The 18,045-nt window shown below is 64.7% G+C and carries 15 protein-coding genes; 5 read left to right on the forward strand and 10 right to left on the reverse strand.

Annotation, left to right across the window (positions count from 1 at the left end; all coding sequences use genetic code 11):
• Nucleotides 1-63: 63 nt before the first annotated feature.
• Entirely contained in the window at nt 64-285 is a 222-nt protein-coding gene (locus ACWA1U_RS09370) for an SCO4848 family membrane protein (RefSeq protein ID WP_463721935.1), read from the reverse strand.
• Nucleotides 285-782: a DUF2505 domain-containing protein gene (locus tag ACWA1U_RS09375; protein WP_463721936.1), complete on the reverse strand. Its 498-nt coding sequence runs from the start codon at nt 780-782 to the stop codon at nt 285-287. Before ACWA1U_RS09375 ends, ACWA1U_RS09370 begins: the two co-directional genes overlap by 1 nt.
• 155 nt (nt 783-937) lie before the next feature.
• On the opposite strand from ACWA1U_RS09375, the gene mfd reads away from it, so the two are divergent.
• From mfd to ACWA1U_RS09395, 4 genes are all read left to right on the forward strand, one after another.
• The gene (gene mfd, locus ACWA1U_RS09380; RefSeq protein WP_463721937.1) at nt 938-4,579 is read left to right on the forward strand and encodes a transcription-repair coupling factor; all 3,642 of its coding nucleotides are present in this window, start codon (nt 938-940) and stop codon (nt 4,577-4,579) included.
• Nucleotides 4,580-4,765: 186 nt separating this feature from the next.
• Nucleotides 4,766-5,779 (forward strand): deoxyribose-phosphate aldolase, encoded by a 1,014-nt coding sequence (deoC, locus tag ACWA1U_RS09385; RefSeq protein WP_463721938.1) that lies wholly within the window; start codon nt 4,766-4,768, stop codon nt 5,777-5,779.
• Nucleotides 5,780-5,790: 11 nt separating this feature from the next.
• Entirely contained in the window at nt 5,791-7,257 is a 1,467-nt protein-coding gene (locus ACWA1U_RS09390) for an aldehyde dehydrogenase family protein (protein ID WP_463721939.1), read from the forward strand.
• Nucleotides 7,254-8,135 carry an aldehyde dehydrogenase family protein gene (locus ACWA1U_RS09395; RefSeq protein WP_463721940.1) on the forward strand — a complete coding sequence of 294 codons (882 nt, stop codon included), beginning with the start codon at nt 7,254-7,256 and terminating at the stop codon, nt 8,133-8,135. The genes ACWA1U_RS09390 and ACWA1U_RS09395 overlap by 4 nt, the downstream gene beginning before the upstream one ends.
• Here ACWA1U_RS09395 and ACWA1U_RS09400 read toward each other — a convergent pair.
• The 7 genes from ACWA1U_RS09400 to nirB all read right to left on the reverse strand — a co-directional run bounded on the left by ACWA1U_RS09400 (nt 8,132) and on the right by nirB (nt 15,789).
• The gene (locus tag ACWA1U_RS09400; protein ID WP_463721941.1) at nt 8,132-8,911 is read right to left on the reverse strand and encodes an amino acid ABC transporter ATP-binding protein; all 780 of its coding nucleotides are present in this window, start codon (nt 8,909-8,911) and stop codon (nt 8,132-8,134) included. The two genes, ACWA1U_RS09395 and ACWA1U_RS09400, sit on opposite strands and share 4 nt — an antisense overlap.
• Entirely contained in the window at nt 8,898-9,557 is a 660-nt protein-coding gene (locus ACWA1U_RS09405) for an amino acid ABC transporter permease (protein ID WP_463724998.1), read from the reverse strand. The genes ACWA1U_RS09400 and ACWA1U_RS09405 overlap by 14 nt, the downstream gene beginning before the upstream one ends.
• Before the next feature lie 123 nt (nt 9,558-9,680).
• Complete coding sequence (locus ACWA1U_RS09410) at nt 9,681-10,511, reverse strand: amino acid ABC transporter substrate-binding protein (RefSeq protein ID WP_463721942.1); 831 nt, start codon at nt 10,509-10,511, stop codon at nt 9,681-9,683.
• Between the two features lie 165 nt (nt 10,512-10,676).
• Nucleotides 10,677-10,931 carry a hypothetical protein gene (locus tag ACWA1U_RS09415; protein ID WP_463721943.1) on the reverse strand — a complete coding sequence of 85 codons (255 nt, stop codon included), beginning with the start codon at nt 10,929-10,931 and terminating at the stop codon, nt 10,677-10,679.
• Nucleotides 10,932-11,000: 69 nt separating this feature from the next.
• A complete protein-coding gene (locus ACWA1U_RS09420; protein WP_463721944.1) occupies nt 11,001-12,128 on the reverse strand; it encodes a uroporphyrinogen-III synthase in 1,128 nt (375 codons plus the stop codon).
• On the reverse strand, nt 12,125-13,168 hold the full coding sequence (cobA, locus tag ACWA1U_RS09425; RefSeq protein ID WP_463721945.1) for a uroporphyrinogen-III C-methyltransferase: 1,044 nt from the start codon (nt 13,166-13,168) through the stop codon (nt 12,125-12,127). Before cobA ends, ACWA1U_RS09420 begins: the two co-directional genes overlap by 4 nt.
• Nucleotides 13,165-15,789 carry a nitrite reductase large subunit NirB gene (gene nirB / locus ACWA1U_RS09430; RefSeq protein WP_463721946.1) on the reverse strand — a complete coding sequence of 875 codons (2,625 nt, stop codon included), beginning with the start codon at nt 15,787-15,789 and terminating at the stop codon, nt 13,165-13,167. The genes cobA and nirB overlap by 4 nt, the downstream gene beginning before the upstream one ends.
• 200 nt (nt 15,790-15,989) lie before the next feature.
• Between nirB and nirD the strand changes: the two genes are divergently transcribed.
• Complete coding sequence (gene nirD, locus ACWA1U_RS09435) at nt 15,990-16,349, forward strand: nitrite reductase small subunit NirD (protein WP_463721947.1); 360 nt, start codon at nt 15,990-15,992, stop codon at nt 16,347-16,349.
• Here the strand turns inward: nirD and ACWA1U_RS09440 are convergent.
• Entirely contained in the window at nt 16,346-18,043 is a 1,698-nt protein-coding gene (locus ACWA1U_RS09440; RefSeq protein ID WP_463721948.1) for a phospho-sugar mutase, read from the reverse strand. The two genes, nirD and ACWA1U_RS09440, sit on opposite strands and share 4 nt — an antisense overlap.
• Nucleotides 18,044-18,045 lie beyond the last annotated feature (2 nt).

The raw sequence follows: 18,045 nt of genomic DNA on the forward strand, positions 1-18,045 counted from the left end.
GCGAAAATAACTGCCGACCAGACTTTCCGGCGCACCAATTTCTCAAACCCTAGCAGTTAGGGCTCAGGCAGTGAGGGTGCGGATTCCGATCACCAGGGTCGCAGCACCCAGGATCATTGAGGTTGAGATCAGCATGAAGTGGACCTTCAGGAAACGAGTGGGCGCCGCGTGCTCATCCCGCGACCGCGGGTCCTTCAGAATGCGGCGAAGAAACGGCGGCCACACGATCAAGGTCCACAGGCCGGAGACAACGAGGATTATCGAGAGGACGAGCGGCAGCTGCATCAGCGGTTCTCCAGCCAGTTCTTCGCCTCAGCTGCCTGGATGTTCAGGGCCTTGCCGATCATCGGCTCGGCAGCATCGGCGATCTTGCTCCCCATGAACGGAATGGAGGAACTCACGGTTCCTTCCACATCAACGCGCGTGGAGGTACCAACAGCCACCAGGCGCTGCACGGCGTCGACACTTACCGGCACGCCGGAAACGCTCATGCTTACTTTCGCCTCACGGGAGCCGTCCGCCAGCGGTGCCGCCCACTCCTCCTTCTGGGTCACGGTCAGGGTGTCGCCCACGAACTTACGGGCCATCTCGGGAAGGCGCGTGGTGGGCAGCGTGCGCACCGCGGTGAGCGTGAACGCACCGGCCGTGTCGCCGTCGACCGTCAGGGATTTCAGCGCTCCGCCCACATGCTCGCTGGTGTGCTTGAGGAAAGCTTCATTGGTGAAGACGCCAGTCACGGTGGCGACGTCATAGGGCAGGGTGGTTGAGGCGCTGAGAGCCACGGATCCTCCGGGATGGTAGAACTGGACCTTTTAGTCCCGTACATCCTATGTGAGCATCTTTGAGGCCCTTGGCGAAACCCGAGTAGGCTTGGTCTGTTCCCCGGGATTCTGACGAATTTCGGGCTTTCGTGTTGCCCATCCCTCAAAGGATTCTCATGTCCCCCACCGGACCCACCCTCAACGGTCTTCGCGCCGCCCTGCAGGAGGACGCATCTTTTGCAAGGGTGCGCACAAACGCGTCCCGCTCCATCGCGGACCGCAGCACCGACCTCGAGATCGGTGCTCCCACCGGGCTCCGCGCGGCACTCCTGGCTGAGATGGTGGAAGGGCTGGGCACCGTCGACCAGAAGAAGGACGACGACGACCCCAGCCGCAATGTGCCCCCGGCACCTGTGATCCTTGCAGTCACTGCCACGGGGCGGGAGGCGGAAGACCTCGCCGCTGCGCTGCAAAGCTACCTGCCGGCGTCGTCAATCGAAGAGTTCCCCAGCTGGGAAACCCTCCCGCACGAGCGGTTGTCACCGCGATCGGACACGGTAGGGCGGCGCTTGTCGGTCCTGCGGCGGCTCGCCCACCCCGGAGCGGATCCGGTACGCATCATCACCGCGCCGATCCGCGCGGTGGTGCAGCCGCTTGTCGACGGACTCGGCGATCTTGAGCCGGTGGCCCTGAAAGTGGGGGAGGAGCGCGAGTTCGACAGTGTGGTCCGGGCGCTCGCCGATGCTGCGTACTCACGGGTGGACATGGTGACGCACCGCGGCGAATTCGCGGTACGCGGCGGGATCATCGATGTCTTTCCGCCCACCGAGGACCACCCGGTCCGTGTCGAGTTCTTCGGCGACGAGGTGGACCAGATGCGCTGGTTCGCGGTCGCGGACCAGCGGTCCCTGGCCACAGATGGTGACCGGGATGTCCCCGCCACGCTGTATGCGCCACCCTGCCGTGAACTGCTCATCACGCCGTCGGTCATGTCCCGGGCAGCACGGCTGAAAAACGAACTTCCGGCCGCCGCCGGGATGCTCGAGAAGATCGCGGGCGGAATCGCCGTGGAAGGCATGGAGTCCCTCGCACCGGTGCTGGTTGACGCGATGGTGCCGTTAGTCGGTGAGCTGCCAGCGGGCTCCATCGCCGTCGTCGTCGAACCGGAAAAAGTGCGCGCCCGTGCCCACGACCTCGAGGCGACCAACGAGGAGTTCCTGCAGGCGGCCTGGGCTACGGCGTCGGACGGTGGAGCGGCCCCCGTGGATCTCAGCGGCCAGCTCGGTACCGACCTCGAAGCGGCAAGCTTCCGGTCGCTCGTTGACACCCGGTCCGCGGCGCTCGCCAACAGCGTGGCGTGGTGGTCGGTCACGTCCTTCGGTTCCGACGAACTGCTCACCGACGTCGACGCGTTCACTATCGCCGCACGCGAACCACGCGGTTACCAGGGCGACGTCGCTGAGATGATGGAGTTCCTCGGCGGTCGGGTGCGCGACCAATGGCGCGTCGTCGTCGCCACGGAGGGCCCGGGCCCCGCCCAGCGCCTGGCGGAACTGTTCCACGATGCCGACATCCCGGCGTCGCGCGTTGAATCACTCGACTCACCACCGCAGCCGGGAATCATCGAGATCACGACGGCGTCCGCAGGACGGGGGTTCGTGCTCGACGGGCTCAAGCTCGGCCTGCTCACGGAAGCGGACCTGCTGGGCCGCACCTCCGCCTCCGGCACCCGCGACATGCGGAAGATGCCCTCGAAACGGCGCAACGCCGTCGACCCTTTGCAGCTCCGCGAAGGCGACTTCGTGGTGCATGAACAGCACGGCGTAGCCCGGTTCGTCGAGCTGATTCAGCGCTCCACCGGCGCCGGGCCCACCAAGACCATCCGCGAATACCTGGTGCTGGAGTACGCGCCGTCCAAACGCGGTGCGCCCGGTGACAGGTTGTTCGTCCCGACGGACCAGCTGGACCAGGTGACCCGCTACGTGGGAGGCGATACGCCGTCGCTCTCGAAGATGGGCGGCTCCGACTGGGCGAAGACCAAGAGCCAGGCGCGCAAGGCGGTCAAGGAGATCGCCGGCGAGCTGATCCGGCTGTACTCGGCGCGGATGGCCTCGCGGGGACACGCCTTCGCACCGGACACCCCCTGGCAGCGTGAGCTCGAGGAAGCCTTCCCATACATCGAAACGCCGGACCAGCTGACCACCATCAACGAGGTCAAGGCCGACATGGAACGCGAAGTTCCGATGGACCGGCTGGTTTCGGGTGACGTGGGGTACGGCAAGACGGAGATCGCCGTGCGCGCTGCGTTCAAGGCAGTGCAGGACGGCAAGCAGGCAGCCATACTGGTGCCCACCACGCTGCTGGTACAGCAGCACTTCGAGACGTTCTCCGAGCGGTTTTCCGGGTTCCCCGTGCGTATCCGCGCACTGTCGCGGTTCCAGACTTCCAAGGAGTCCAAAGAGACTATCGAAGGACTGAAGAACGGATCGGTTGACGTGGTCATTGGCACGCACCGGTTGCTTTCCACGGAGGTGCAGTTCAAGGACCTCGGCCTGGTGATCGTCGACGAAGAGCAGCGGTTCGGCGTCGAGCACAAGGAAGCGCTGAAGAAGATGCGCACCAACGTGGACGTGCTGGCGATGAGCGCGACGCCGATCCCACGGACGCTCGAGATGTCACTGACCGGTATCCGTGAGACGTCCACGCTGGCCACACCGCCGGAGGAGCGGCACCCGGTGCTCACCTACGTTGGTCCCTACACGGACAAGCAGACCTCCGCCGCAATCAGGCGCGAGCTGATGCGGGAAGGGCAGGTCTTCTTCGTGCACAACCGGGTGTCCTCTATTGACCGGACCGCCGCCCACCTGCAGCAGCTGGTGCCGGAGGCAAGGGTCGCCGTCGCCCATGGGCAAATGAGCGAGTCCCGGCTTGAGCAGATCATCGTGGACTTCTGGGAGAAGAGGTTCGACGTCCTGGTATGCACCACCATCATTGAGACCGGGTTGGACATCTCCAACGCGAACACGCTGATCGTGGACCGCGCCGACAATTACGGGCTGTCGCAGCTGCACCAGTTGCGCGGGCGCGTTGGCCGTGGCCGTGAACGGGCGTACGCGTACTTCCTGTACCCGTCGGAGAAGCCGCTGGGCGAGGTGGCGCTGGAACGGTTGAAGGCTGTCGCGTCCCACAACGAGCTCGGTGCCGGCATGCAGCTGGCCCTGAAGGACCTCGAGATCCGTGGCGCGGGCAACCTGCTCGGCGGCGAGCAGTCCGGGCACATTGCCGGTGTGGGCTTCGACCTCTACATCCGGCTGGTCGGAGAGGCAGTGGCCGATTATCGCGGTGAGGCCGAGGAGAAGGCTGCCGAGATGAAGATCGAGCTGCCCATCAATGCCCACCTGCCGCACGACTACGTGCCGGGGGAGCGGTTGCGGCTGGAGGCGTACCGGAAGCTTGCGTCGTCCGTCACCGCTGCAGCGATAGACGAGGTCGTGGAGGAGCTCAGGGACCGCTACGGAGACCTTCCGCCCGCGGTGGAGAACCTCGTGGCGGTGGCGCGGTTCCGGGTGCGCGCCCGCTCGGTTGGGCTGACCGACGTCGCGATGCAGGGAAACTTCATCAAGTTCGCGCCGGCCAACCTGCCGGAGTCCAAGGAGATGCGCCTGAAGCGCATGTACCCGGGCGCTTCCGTTAAACCCGCAATGAATGCGGCGCTGATCCCGAAGCCGAAGACCTCACCTGTGGGGGGCCGGGACCTGTCCGACGCCGCGATCCTTGAGTGGGCGCAGGGCGTAATCGACGCGGTGTTTACGGCCTGAGTTTGAGGTGGTTGCCAGAAGTTACCCGGTGGTAAAGTTCGTAGCGACCATGCAGGCCCGACCACCTGTCCCGTCGTTCCAGATACCCATCTTCCTGCCGCCTCGGCACGGAGCGGGTACGGCGGGAACCGTTCCGTGCATGGCAGCCCGCGAGGGCACAACGTGAAGTATGGAGAACATGTGACCATGGACACGCACGCCGGCACCACCATCGCCCCGGCGTCGAGGGCCCTGGACGTGATCGGTGGAGACCTCACCGAACGCAGCCTTCGCCGCTACCTTGAAGGGATTCCAGGCGTTGACGCCGTGGGCCTTGAAGCCCGAGCGGCCGCCCTTGGAACACGCTCGATCAAAACCACCTCCAAAGCCTGGGCGCTCGACACCATCATCGCGCTGACTGATCTCACCACGCTCGAGGGCGCCGACACCCCCGGCAAGGTGAAATCCCTTGTGGCCAAGGCAATGGTTCCGGATCCGGATGACATGTCTACGCCCCGCGTCGCCGCCGTGTGCGTCTACGGCGACATGGTGCCGCACGCTGTGCAGGCGTTGGGAGCAGCGCACGACGACGGCGCCACCGGCCGCATCAACGTCGCCGCCGTTGCCACCGCCTTTCCCAGCGGACGGGCCTCCCGGTCAGTGAAGCTTTCCGACACGTCGGACGCCGTCGCCGCCGGGGCAGACGAAATTGACATGGTCATCGACCGCGGAGCGTTCCTCTCCGGTCGGTATGGTCAAGTGTTCGATGAAATTGTCGCCGTAAAGGAAGCGTGCAAGCGTGCCGACGGTACCTACGCGCACCTCAAGGTCATCCTTGAGACCGGCGAACTGAACACCTACGACAACGTGCGCCGCGCCTCCTGGCTCTCCATCCTCGCCGGCGGTGACTTCATCAAGACTTCAACCGGAAAGGTCACCCCGGCCGCGACGCTCCCGGTGACGTTGTCCATGCTGGAGGTTGTCCGCGACTGGCGCCGCCTCACCGGGGAAAAGATCGGCGTCAAGCCCGCAGGCGGCATCCGGACCTCAAAGGACGCCATCAAGTACCTGGTCACCGTTGCCGAAACCGTCGGCGAGGAGTGGCTGCAGCCCGACCTCTTCCGGTTCGGGGCCTCGAGCCTGCTCAATGACGTCCTCCTGCAGCGTCAGAAGCTCTCCAGCGGCCGCTACTCCGGCCCGGCCTACGTCACGATCGACTGAAGGATTCCGAAATGAACTTCCTCGACTACGCTCCCGCGCCGGAGTCCACAGCGATCCTGAACCTCAAGGACGAGTACGGGCTCTTCATCAACGGTGAGTTTGTCCCCGGCAACGGTGAGTCCTTCACCACCATCTCGCCGGCTACCGAAAAGCACATCACCACCGTGTCCTGTGCCAATGAGGAGGACGTGGATGCCGCCGTCGTCGCCGCCCGCCGTGCGTATGACAAAACCTGGTCACGGATGTCCGGTGCTGACCGCGGGAAGTACCTGTTCCGCATCGCGCGCCTGGTGCAGGAACGCTCGCGTGAGTTGGCTGTGGCGGAGAGCCTCGACAACGGCAAGCCCATCAAGGAAAGCCGCGACGTCGACGTTCCGCTGGTTGCCGCCTGGTTCTTCTACTACGCAGGCTGGGCGGACAAGCTGGACTACGCCGGCATGGGGCCGACCCCGCGTTCACTCGGCGTTGCCGCGCAGGTGATCCCCTGGAACTTCCCGCTGCTGATGCTGGCGTGGAAAATCGCACCGGCCCTGGCCGCCGGGAACACCGTGGTGCTCAAGCCCGCCGAGACAACTCCGTTGACGGCCCTGCTGTTCGCGGAGATCCTGCAACAGGCGGACCTGCCTGCCGGCGTCGTCAATATCGTGACCGGTGCGGGTGCCACGGGCTCAGTGCTTGTGAACCACCCCGACGTCAACAAGGTTGCCTTCACAGGCTCGACGGCGGTGGGCCGGGCAATAGCCCGCTCAACGGCTGGCACGTCCAAGAAGCTGACCCTTGAGCTTGGCGGCAAGGGCGCGAACATCGTGTTCGATGATGCGCCCATCGACCAGGCGATCGAGGGCATTGTCAACGGAATTTTCTTCAACCAGGGCCAGGTGTGCTGTGCGGGCTCGCGGCTGCTGGTCCAGGAGTCCGTCCACGACGACGTCGTTGACCGGCTCAAGGCGCGCCTTTCCACGCTGCGCGTCGGTGATCCGCTCGACAAGAACACGGACGTCGGTGCAATCAACTCAGCGTCCCAGCTGGGCCGGATGCAGGAACTGTCTTCCATTGGGGAACAGGAGGGCGCTGAGCGGTGGAGCCCGGCGTGCAATCTCCCCTCGGAAGGTTTTTGGTTCCCGCCGACCATCTTCACCAACGTGTCCACCAGCCACCGGATCGCCCGCGACGAGATCTTCGGGCCTGTGCTGTCGGTGCTTTCGTTCCGCACACCCGCGGAGGCAATCGCGAAGGCCAACAACACGCCGTACGGGCTGTCCGCGGGCATCTGGACCGACAAGGGCAGCCGGATCCTGGCAGTCGCGGACAAGCTGCGCGCCGGCGTCGTCTGGGCGAATACGTTCAACAAGTTCGATCCCGCCTCTCCCTTCGGCGGGTACAAGGAATCCGGTTATGGACGGGAAGGCGGCAAGCAGGGATTGGCGGCCTACCTGGCGCCGTCGTCGCCGTCTGCTTTCACAGGAGGTGCCGGATGAGCCGTCTGGCTGTTCCGAAGACCTACAAGCTGTATGTCGGCGGCAAATTCATCCGGAGTGAATCCGGGCGTGTGTACGAAGTAGCGAGCAAGCAGGGGAGCTTTTCGGTGAATACAGTCAACGCCGCGAAGGCTTCCCGCAAGGACGCCCGGGACGCCGTCGTGGCTGCCCGTGCCGCCGTCAGCGGGTGGTCCGGGACCACCGGCTACAACCGTGGGCAAGTTCTATACCGGATCGCGGAGATCCTGGATGGGCGCCGTGCGCAGTTCGCCGAGGAGATTGCGGCGTTCGAAGGAGTTTCCTCCTCCGCCGCGTCGGCGCAGGTTGACGAGGCCATTGACCTGTGGGTCTGGTACGCCGGCTGGGCGGACAAGTATGTTCAGGTGGCCGGGAACGCGAATGCCGTTTCAGGGCCGTTCTTCAATATCTCGGTGCCTGAGCCTACGGGCGTTGTGGCTGTGGTTGCGCCGCAGGGCAGCCCCGTCCCGGGGTCATTGCTTGGGTTCGTCCGCGCTGTGGCGCCGGTGCTCGTGAGCGGCAACGCCGTCGTCGTCGTTGCTGATGAACAGGCGCCGCTCGCGGCTTTGAGTTTGGGTGAAGTGTTCGCGACCAGTGACGTTCCGGCGGGCGTGGTGAACGTCCTGAGCGGTTCTCCGGCGGAAATTGTGCCGTGGCTGGCGTCGCACGCCGACGTGAATGCGCTGGACCTGCTCGGTGCGGGCGAGTTGGACTGGGTGGACCTGCAGATTGCGGCGGCGGACACGCTGAAGCGGGTGCTCCCTCCGGAATCGGGTCCCGACGCCGGAGCCCCCTCGATCGACCGCATCACGTTCTTCACGGAGACGAAGACGGTGTGGCACACGAAGGGCCTGCTCTAGAACGGGTGAAGGAGCCGGTGCACGAAGCGCCGGGTCCGCTCCTCCGTAGGGTTGCGCAGCACAGCCTCCGGAGGGCCGTGCTCGACCACTACGCCGCCGTCCATGAACACCACCTCGGTCGCAACTTCACGGGCGAATGCGAGCTCGTGGGTAACCAGCACCATGGTCCAGCCTTCGTCTGCGAGTTCCTTGATCACCGAAAGCACTTCGCCCACGAGCTCGGGATCCAGTGCGGATGTGGGCTCGTCGAACAGCAGGAGCGTGGGCCGCAACGCGAGCGCACGAACAATGCCCACGCGCTGCTGCTGACCGCCGGAGAGTTCGTGCGGGTATTGGTCCTTCTTCTCGGCCAGGCCCACCCGTCCGAGCAGTTCCTCGGCATCGCGAATAGCTTCCGCTTTGGGGCGGCGCTGCACCTGGACCGGACCCTCGATCACGTTCTCGAGCACCGTCTTGTGCGGGAAGAGGTTGTAGTGCTGAAACACCATGGCGCTCCGGTCCCGCAGCGCCGCGAGCTGTCGCTTCGGCACGCTTCCGCCGAAGTCGACGGCGGGGCCACCCTCAAAGGTGACGCGGCCGGCGTCGGGAATTTCCAGCCCGTTGAGGGAGCGCAACACGGTGGTCTTGCCGGATCCGGAGGGACCCACAAGGGCAACGACACCGCCTGACGCAACGGACAGATCAATCGAACGCAGGACCTCGTTGTCCCCGAAGGACTTTCGCAGTCCCACAACGGTCAACACGGGGTCGCCGGTGATCTTGTCAGTGCGCGACATAGCGGTCCAGCCTCTTCTCCAGTCGGGACTGTCCAGCCGAGAGGACAAGACAGAAAACCCAGTACACGGCCGCGGCCTCAATGTAGATCAGCATGAACTGCTGGCTGAACGCGGCAATCTCCTCCGCCTGGCGGAACAATTCGGTCACAAGGATCAGTGACGCCAGGGAACTGTCCTTCACCAGGGAAATGAACGTATTCGACAGCGGCGGGACCGACACCCGTGCAGCCTGCGGGAGGATGATGCGCCGCAGGGCCAGGGTGCGGGACATGCCGATGGTGTGCCCGGCCTCCCACTGCCCACGCGGAACCGACAGGATCGCAGCCCGGATGATCTCGGCAGCATAGCCGCCCACGTTGAGGGAAAACGCAATGATAGCGCTCGGCCATGGATCGATGGTCAACCCGATCGAAGGCATCCCGTAGAAAATCACGAACAGCTGAACCAGCAGGGGAGTACCGCGGATCACGGAAACATAGGCCCGCGCTATGCCGGACGCCAGTTTGTTGGCGCTGAGCCGCATGAGCGCAACCAGCAGGGCCAACAGAAGACCAAGGGCAAAAGACGCCAGCGACAGCGGGATGGTGCCTGTCAGGCCGCCCAGAACAAGTGGCCAGAACGACGTCAAGGCCAAGTCCCAGTCAATGTCCATAAGTTCCTACGCTATCCCAGTGGCTGATCGTGGTCGTGAGCAAGCGGATGCACAAAGAGACGGCGGGCACAGTCGGAGGCTGAACGCCTCGGCTGGTGCCCGCCGTCGTCGTTATGATTACTCCGCGCTGACGTCCTCGCCGAAGTACTTCTCGGAGATTTCGGCGAGGGTGCCGTCGGTGCCGAGCTCCTCGAGTGCTACGTTGACGGCGTCGACCAGCTCATCGCTGCCCTGACGGAAAGCCAGTGCGCTGCGGGACTGGTCCTCGGTCTCCGCGGCGATCTTGATGTTTTCGTTCGGAGTGGACTTCTGGTAGTCGAGGAAGGTCAGCTCGTCATTGATCGTTGCGTCGACGCGGCCCTGCTCGAGGAGGGTCACCGACTGCGCCCAACCCTCGACGGCCTCGATCTCAGCGCCGCTTTCCTCGGCCAGCTCGTGCCAGTTGCTGGTCAGCGACTGCGCGGTGGTCTTGCCCTCAAGGTCCTCGAAGGAAGAGATCTCGTTGTTGTCAGCAGTGGTCACGATGACGCCATTGCTGTACGTGTAGGGATCCGAGAATGAGTACGCTTCCTCGCGCTCCGGGGTGATGGAGACCTGATTGGCAACGACATCGAAGCGGCCCGCCTCGAGACCGGCGAAAATGGCATCGAACTGGGTCTCTTCGAACTCAGCCTCAACGCCGAGCTTTTCCGCGACGGCGGTGATGACCTCGACGTCATAGCCGGTCAGGTCGCCCGCGCCGCCCTCATGGTAGGTGAAAGGCTTGTAAGTGCCCTCGGTGCCAACCGTAAGCACTCCGGACTCCTGGATTTCGGCCAGGGCGGTGCCACCAGCGGTCTCGGCTCCAGCGGTTCCGGAGCTTTCGCTCGAAGGGGAAGAACCGCAGCCGGCAACCGCAAGGAGGATGGCGGTCGCGGCGCCGAGCAGCGGAAGACGGCGAGAAGTCATGGGGATGTCCTTTGACGGTTGGTGGAAACGCCCGGGTGAGGGCAGTTACCTAGTTCAGCAGGCACCTGCGTCTGTATATTCCCCAGCGTCACAGTGCGTAACAATCATCCAGGCGCTCATTAACGCCAAAAGGGCCCGCTGGCACGGACCCCTGAGGCGATGGCGTCAGGCTTTACGCTCGCCCTTGGCCAGCTGCGGACCTGTGTCGGAACGCCCGAGGATGGTCTGCGGAATCCAGAAGGCCAGGAAGAACAGCACCAGGCACACGGCGAACGGCCACACGTTGGTGCGATCGAAGAACGTCAGCGAGTAGATGGCACCAGCGAACATCACGGCCATGATGGCGAAAACGATGGCATTCTGAAGTCCCCGGCCCTGACCGGAATGCTCAGTTCGGGGAGTGCGTGCCGGATGTGCCATGGAAGCTCCTTGAATGTGCTGACGATTGCTTCCTAAGATTCTATCCTCAGCGCAGCCGCCCAGACGCAGCTAGACCTGCAGCCGATAGCCCCGTTTAATGACCGTTGCCACCAGCCCTGGGTGCGGCAGGGCCTTGCGCAAGCGGCTGATCGTCATGTCCAGCGCATGTTCTCCAGCGCCGTCAGCGAGGATCCCGGCCAACTGTTCACGCGAGAGCACGGCACCATTTGCTTCCACGAGCGCGCGGAAAAGGCTCATCGGTGCCGGCGGCAGTTCCACCAGTGCTTCGTTGATGCGCAGGTTCCTGCCCCGCAACTCAATGGGCCCGAATGGAGTCGGGTACTGCAACACCGCGTGCTGGCCGAGGTATTCGCACACCAACCGGATCAACGCGCCCATCCGGTAGCGTTCCGGGATGAGCGGTGAAACTCCGGCCTCCACCAGCGGCTGTGCGGTCACGGGTCCGACGACGGCGGCAGCAACCTGTCCGTTCAAGGCCCGTACGAACGCGTCCCGACACCCCATCTCCGAGGCCGTGCTGAGTACCGCGTCAACGGCCGGCGCGCTGGTGAAGGTGATGACGTCCAGGCCACCTGAGCAGGATGCTTCGATCAGCCGGGGCAAACCATCCGCACCTTCCGGTTTCACCCAGCGGTAAGGGGTCGCTGTCAACACATGCGCACCAGCGTGACGCAGCCGGTCAAGCTGCCGATAGTCCGTGTACCCATGCAGTTGCACGGCCACAGTCTTCCCCTGCAGCTCCAACCCGAGCATCATGTTCACCAACGATGCGGTGGTCTCGTCCGCGCTGATTCCGACGTCATTGAGTCCAGCCGCCCGCACCGCTCCGCGTGCTTTCGGGCCGCGGACGTAGATCTTCGCTTCACCGAGCGTCGCCAGGAGTGCGTCGCCGAGTCCCGCTGCATCCGCTGCCTCACACCACCGCCGCAGGCCGTAGGCAGTGGTGACGATGGCGTAGTCCGGGCGAGCCGCGACAATCCTCCGCGTGTCCTCAAGCAGCGGCACGTCCTCCGCGACCGGTGCAATCTTAAGCGCCGGTGCGTGCAGCACGGAGGCACCTCGCCGCTCGAGCGCATCGATGAGATCACCGGAACGCCGGTCAGAGGTGACACCAATGCGGAAACCGGCAAGCGAACCCTCTCCGGCAGGTAATTCGACAGCAGGCATGACTGTCATGATGTCACCATCGGGTGGGCGAGCACGTCCGCCAGTGTCGACTGGAAGTCGTGGTGCTGGCGCACCACCTCACCGATGACGACGACGGCGGGAGACGTGCAGCGCGCTTCGCCCGCCGCTGTGACTGCTGACCCGAGGGTCGAGATGGTGGTCCGCTGCCCGGGGCTGAAGCCTTTCTCAACAATGGCGACAGGGACGTCTGCTCCGAGACCGGCTTTGCGCAAACCGGCCGTGAGCTGCGGCAGCGTCCCGACCCCCATGAGCACCACTATGGTGCTGCCAAGCGCAGCGAGTGCCCCCAGCTCACGCTCCGTCAGCGGTTGATGCCCGGAAATGACGGTGAAAGCATGCGCGACGCCGCGGTAGGTCACCGGAATACCCACAGCACCGGGAACAGCGATGGAACTGCTGATTCCGGGAACGGTCGTGACGGAAATGCCTTCTGCGAGACATGTATTGACTTCCTCGCCGCCCCGCCCGAAGACGAAGGGATCTCCACCCTTCAACCTCACAACGTGGAGCCCCTCGCGGGCTTTGGACACCATCAGTTTCTCGATGTCCGCCTGGCTGACCGGGTGGTGGCCCGGAGTTTTACCGACGTCGATCAGTTCGGCGCCCGGTGCAAGCTGCGGCAGTGTCCGGTACGGCCCCAGCCGGTCAAAGAGTACGACGTCGGCCTCCCTCAGCGCCCGCAAGGCACGCACTGTCATCAGGTCCTCGACGCCGGGACCGCCACCAATCAGCGTGACCCGGCCGCCGCTGGCTGCTGCTGGTTCCTCGGACGCGGTGAGGATGCGCCGCTCGCGGCAGGCCTCGCGCAGCAGCGTCCACTCGTCCCCATTGGCTGCCGGCGCCACAACCACCGCCAAGGCCACAGCGTCAAGCATCCGCGGGTGAAACTGGGCGGGCGTGGCAATGCGGCGGACGGTTGCCCCGCCGGCAGCGTAGCGGCGCACCGTGTGGCGGGCCGCCGTCGTCATACCGGTAATCAGTACGGTAAGGCCCGCTAGATCAAGGGATACGTCGCTGACGGCGTTCACTGTCCCTCCCCAACCGTTGAACGGACGGGGATGCCTGCGCCCAGCAGGACTGGACCAGCTCCGGCTGCGGCCGCTGCCCGTTCCTCATCTGTGGCGGGACGGATCTGCCCCCGCTCCGGAACGTTGACAATCCAGTCGTCCTTTTCGTGCGGAGCGTTGACGAAGGACCGGAACCGGCGGAGGCGTTCGGGGTCCTTGAGCGTGGCGGCCCATTCATCCTCGTAGTTGTCGATATGCCGGCCCATGGCTGCTTCCAGGTCTTCGGCGATGCCCAGCGAATCGTGGACTATGACGTCTTCGACGTGCTTCAATCCGCCGTCGAGCTCGGCTTGCCAGGCAGCGGTGCGCTGAAGCCTGTCCGCCGTGCGGATGTAGTACATGAGGTAGCGGTCAATGTATTTGATGAGCGTGGCGTCGTCGAGGTCCTTGGCCAGCAGCTGGGCATGCGCCGGGGTTGCGCCGCCGTTTCCTCCGACGTACAGGTTCCAGCCGTCCGACGTCGCGATAATGCCGACGTCCTTGCCGCGCGCTTCGGCACACTCACGTGCGCAGCCGGAAACGCCGAATTTGAGTTTGTGCGGACTGCGGAGTCCGCGGTACCGCAGTTCCAAATGAATCGCCATGGCCACTGAATCCTGGACACCGAACCGGCACCAGGTTGACCCGACGCAGGATTTCACCGTCCGCAGGCTCTTCCCGTAGGCCTGCCCCGATTCGAAGCCCGCCTCAACGAGGATCTTCCAGATTTCCGGGAGTTCCTCCAACCGGGCACCGAACATGTCGATGCGCTGGCCACCCGTGATCTTGGTGTACAGGTTGTAGGCCTGGGCGACTTTCGCGATGACTCCCAGCTTTTCCGGTGTGATCTCACCGCCTGGAATGCGGGGTACCACCGAGTACGTGCCGTTCTTCTGCATGTTGGCCAACGCGCGGTCGTTGGTGTCCTGGAGGATTCCCCTGCCGCCGTCGAGCACGTATTCAGCGCGCTGCGAGGCGAGGATCGAAGCGGCAACGGGCTTGCAGATGTCGCAGCCGAAAGTTCCGGCCGTTGGCACACCGAAGCGTTCAATGATGCCCTCGAAGCTGTCCAGTTCCAGCACGCGAACTGCTTCGAACAGCTCGGGACGGGACATGGCGAAGTGTTCACATAGAGCTTTGGATACTTCGATGCCGCTCTTCTTCAGTTCGCCCTCGAGTAGCTTCTTCAGCATCGGCACGCACGAGCCGCAACCGGTGCCTGCCCGCGTGCAGCCTTTCAATGGAGCGAGTTCCCTCACCGGCTCGGAACCCTCACAGGTGCCGCAGCCGTTGACGGCGTCGCGGATGGATCCGGCGGAAACGTTGTTGCAGGAGCAGAGGATGGCGTCATCAGGGAGCTCAGTATCAGGGGCCTCCCCGGCACCGGCAGCCGAGAGGTAGGCACCGGGTTCAGCGTTAAGCTCCCGTCCCAGCAACGGTCTCAGCGAGGTGTAAGGGGAGGCGTCGCCCACGAAAATTCCGCCGAGGAGCGTCTTTGCATCGTCAGTGACGACGAGCTTTTGGTACAGGCCGCGGGCAGGGTCTGCGTAGACGATTTCCAGGCTATGTTCCGCTGCGGCGAACGCGTCTCCGAAGGCGGCAACTTCCACGCCGGAGAGCTTGAGTTTGGTAGCCGTGTCGAAGCCTGGGAACGTTGCGGTGCCACCGTGCAGGCGGTCCGCGCAGATCTCGGCCATCGTGTTGGCCGGCGCGACCAGGCCCAGGCACATGCCCTCAAAGCAGGCCACCTCGCCGATCGCCCAAATGCTCGGATCCTCGGTGACGCAGGAAGCGTCGATGACGACGCCACCGCGCGGACCCATGGTCATGCCGGCGTCCCGGGGGAGTTCATCCCGCGGACGGACGCCGATTGCGACGACGACGAGGTCCGCCGGGATGCGCCGTCCATCCGCCATATCGACTCCGACCATCCGGCCGTCCTCCATTGCAAAACCGGACGGGAAGACGCCGCCGTGCACGGTCACGCCCTTCGCCGTGATCAACCGGTCGAGCGCCTGTCCGCCGCCCTGGTCCAGCTGGGTGTTCATGAGCCACGCCGCACCGTTGATTACAACGGGGTTGGCGCCAAGGGTCTGCATGCCACCGGCTGCTTCCAGGCCGAGCAGGCCGCCTCCGATCACGACGGCGTTGATGGTGCGTCCCAGCTCGGCGGTCAACCGCGAGACTTCGATGCGGAGGCCCCGGACATCGTCAACTGTTCTATAGACGTGCGCGGCGTCCATGCCGGGCAGCGGAAGGCGGGCTGCGTTCGACCCGGTAGCCAGGACCAGATGATCGTAGGAGTGGACCACGCCCGCTTCGGTGGTGACAGTGCGGGCCTCACGGTCCAAAGCTACCGCCCGAGACCCGGCGGCCAGCGTGATCGCAGGGTGGTCCCACATATCGGCCTGGCCAAGGGTCAGGTCGACGTCGGCCACGAGCGCCCGGCTCAGCGCAACGCGGTCATAGGGCAGCCAGGTTTCTTCGGAGAGGACAGTGATGGCGAACCCTTCGAGCCCGCGTGACCACATGGCCTCGACGAAGCGGTGGGCTGCGGGGCCACCGCCGACCACCAGGATGCGCTGGGCTGAAGCAGAAGTCATATTGGGCACCTTTCGCGCTGGGAGTAGGTCTCCGCACTTGCTTTTCAGCGTACGGACGCGCAGTTGCCCTGTGATTTCCCCTATGTAAACGAAGATTAACTTTGCGCTCACCGCCAGCGAGGGTGTTGGTGAGGTGCGTTTTACCCGTCGGCAACATCCAATGCGGGAACGTGAAACGCCGTCTCCATAGCGTCTCTTCCATGACACTGCAACTGGATCACACACGGCCGGAGCAACAGCAGGGAAACTGGTACCCGATCTGCCGCCTGGCCGACCTTGAACTGTGCTGGGGCGAGGCCGCACTCATCCACGGGCGCCAGGTGGCACTCTTCCGCGTTGACTCCACGACTGTTTTCGCCGTCTCACACCGGGATCCCGTGAGCGGCTCACAGGTTATGGCGCGCGGGATCGTCGGGTCGAAAGGGAAGCGCTTCACCATCACCTCACCCCTCCATAAGGAGGTCTACTACCTCGATTCGGGTGAGGCGGTGGGTGCGGGCACAGCGCTGAGGAGCTTCCCGGTCCGAATCCTGGACGGCGCGGTGGAAGTGTTGGTCTAGAGCCCCAGGGCTTCTTCCACATCGCGGAGAACGGCGTCAAGCCGGGCCCGCGCGGCGTTTTTCGAGGTTCCCAGTTCAGCTGCCGAATCCACCGGCTCGATGACTTCGAGGTAGCACTTGAGCTTCGGTTCGGTGCCGCTTGGCCGGATGATGACCCGCGTACTGTCCCGCGTCAGGTACAGCAGGCCGTCGGTGGGAGGCAGTGACAAGCCCTCGGCGAGGTCCTCAGCGTAGTCAACGGGAGAGCCCGCGAACGACGACGGCGGCGCCTCCCTGAGTCGGTTCATCATCGCCCCGAGCAGTCCAAGGCTTCCAACACGGACCGACAACTGGTCGCTCATGTGCAGTCCGTGCACCAGCGCCAACTCGTCCAACGCGTCGAACAGCGTTTTGTCCTCTGCCTTGCACGCCGCGGCGAACTCCGCCAGCAGCAACCCAGCTGACAAGCCGTCCTTGTCCCGGACCAGCTCGGGGGCGACGCAATATCCAAGCGCCTCCTCGTAGCCGAACCGCAGGTCCGGAACCCGGGAAATCCACTTGAACCCCGTCAGGGTCTGCTCATGTTGGAGTGCCGCTGCCTCAGCGATGCGGCTCAGCAGGCGGGAAGACACAATCGAGTTGGCGAAGACGGCGGACTCACCCTCGGACAAACGTGCGGCCAGGTGCAGCCCCAGCAGCGAGCCCGTCTCATCACCGCGCAGCATCCGCCACTCACCGGTCGCAGGATCCTTGGCAGCGGCAGCCATGCGGTCGGCGTCGGGATCGTTCGCCAGAACCAGGTCTGCGTCCTGGGCCACGGCGGCAGTCAACGCGAGGTCGAGCGCGCCGGGTTCCTCCGGGTTGGGGAACTCGACGGTCGGGAACGTCGGGTCCGGTTCAGCCTGTTCGGCCACAACATGAACCGGCCCAAAACCCGCGGCGGCAAGCACGCTCTGCGCGGTCCGGCCACCAACCCCGTGCATCGGCGTGAGCACGATCGACAGGTCCCTCGCCGGATACGCCCCACGGTCGGCAAGGGCGACAACGGAGCCCACGTAGTCGTGTTCGATGCTTTCCGGCAACATAGTCCAGCCGCCTGTTGCCAGCTGGACGTCCTCAACCGCTGCGATGTGGGCGGCGATCGCTCCATCGTGCGGAGCCACAATCTGCACACCCCGGGCGGTCTCCTCGACCGCCCGCCCGCCCAGATAGACCTTGTAACCGTTGTCCTCGGGCGGGTTGTGGCTGGCCGTCACCATGACGCCCACCTCACACTGCAGCGCCCGGACCGCATAGGCGAGTACCGGCGTCGGAAGTTCGCCCGGCAGCAGGAAAGTTTCGAGCCCCGCGGCGGTGAAGATGGCGGCAGTTTCCTCCGCGAATACCCGCGAGTTCCTCCGGGCATCGAAGCCGACGACGGCGCGCGGCGCGTAGGCGCCCTTCGACAGTTCCACCGCGTGGGCGGCCACGCCGGCAGCGGCACGCCGGACCACCACCCGGTTCATCCTGTTAGGCCCAGCGCCGAGCGCAGCGCGCAGGCCGGCTGTCCCGAACAGCAGCGGCCCACTGAAGGCATCCTGGAGCTGCTGAAGCGCTGCGGGCTGCCCGGCGTCGTCGTCGTTCGTGGCACGGTTCAGGAGGTCTTCCAGCTCAGCGCGGGTTTCGGGATCTGGATCCTGGGCGGCCCACTCTCGGGCCGATGAGAACAAGTCCATGG

Source organism: Arthrobacter sp. TRD_SC_6 (genome assembly GCF_055361185.1).

Bases quoted from the DNA above. Each gene is read 5' to 3' on its own strand.
- ACWA1U_RS09390 (WP_463721939.1), top strand. From the start codon at position 5,791: ATGAACTTCCTCGACTACGCTCCCGCGCCGGAGTCCACAGCGATCCTG.
- deoC (WP_463721938.1), top strand. From the start codon at position 4,766: ATGGACACGCACGCCGGCACCACCATCGCCCCGGCGTCGAGGGCCCTG.
- ACWA1U_RS09420 (WP_463721944.1), bottom strand. From the start codon at position 12,128: ATGACAGTCATGCCTGCTGTCGAATTACCTGCCGGAGAGGGTTCGCTT.
- nirB (WP_463721946.1), bottom strand. From the start codon at position 15,789: ATGACTTCTGCTTCAGCCCAGCGCATCCTGGTGGTCGGCGGTGGCCCC.
- ACWA1U_RS09410 (WP_463721942.1), bottom strand. From the start codon at position 10,511: ATGACTTCTCGCCGTCTTCCGCTGCTCGGCGCCGCGACCGCCATCCTC.
- nirD (WP_463721947.1), top strand. From the start codon at position 15,990: ATGACACTGCAACTGGATCACACACGGCCGGAGCAACAGCAGGGAAAC.
- ACWA1U_RS09400 (WP_463721941.1), bottom strand. From the start codon at position 8,911: ATGTCGCGCACTGACAAGATCACCGGCGACCCCGTGTTGACCGTTGTG.
- ACWA1U_RS09395 (WP_463721940.1), top strand. From the start codon at position 7,254: ATGAGCCGTCTGGCTGTTCCGAAGACCTACAAGCTGTATGTCGGCGGC.
- ACWA1U_RS09415 (WP_463721943.1), bottom strand. From the start codon at position 10,931: ATGGCACATCCGGCACGCACTCCCCGAACTGAGCATTCCGGTCAGGGC.
- ACWA1U_RS09440 (WP_463721948.1), bottom strand. From the start codon at position 18,043: ATGGACTTGTTCTCATCGGCCCGAGAGTGGGCCGCCCAGGATCCAGAT.
- ACWA1U_RS09370 (WP_463721935.1), bottom strand. From the start codon at position 285: ATGCAGCTGCCGCTCGTCCTCTCGATAATCCTCGTTGTCTCCGGCCTG.
- mfd (WP_463721937.1), top strand. From the start codon at position 938: ATGTCCCCCACCGGACCCACCCTCAACGGTCTTCGCGCCGCCCTGCAG.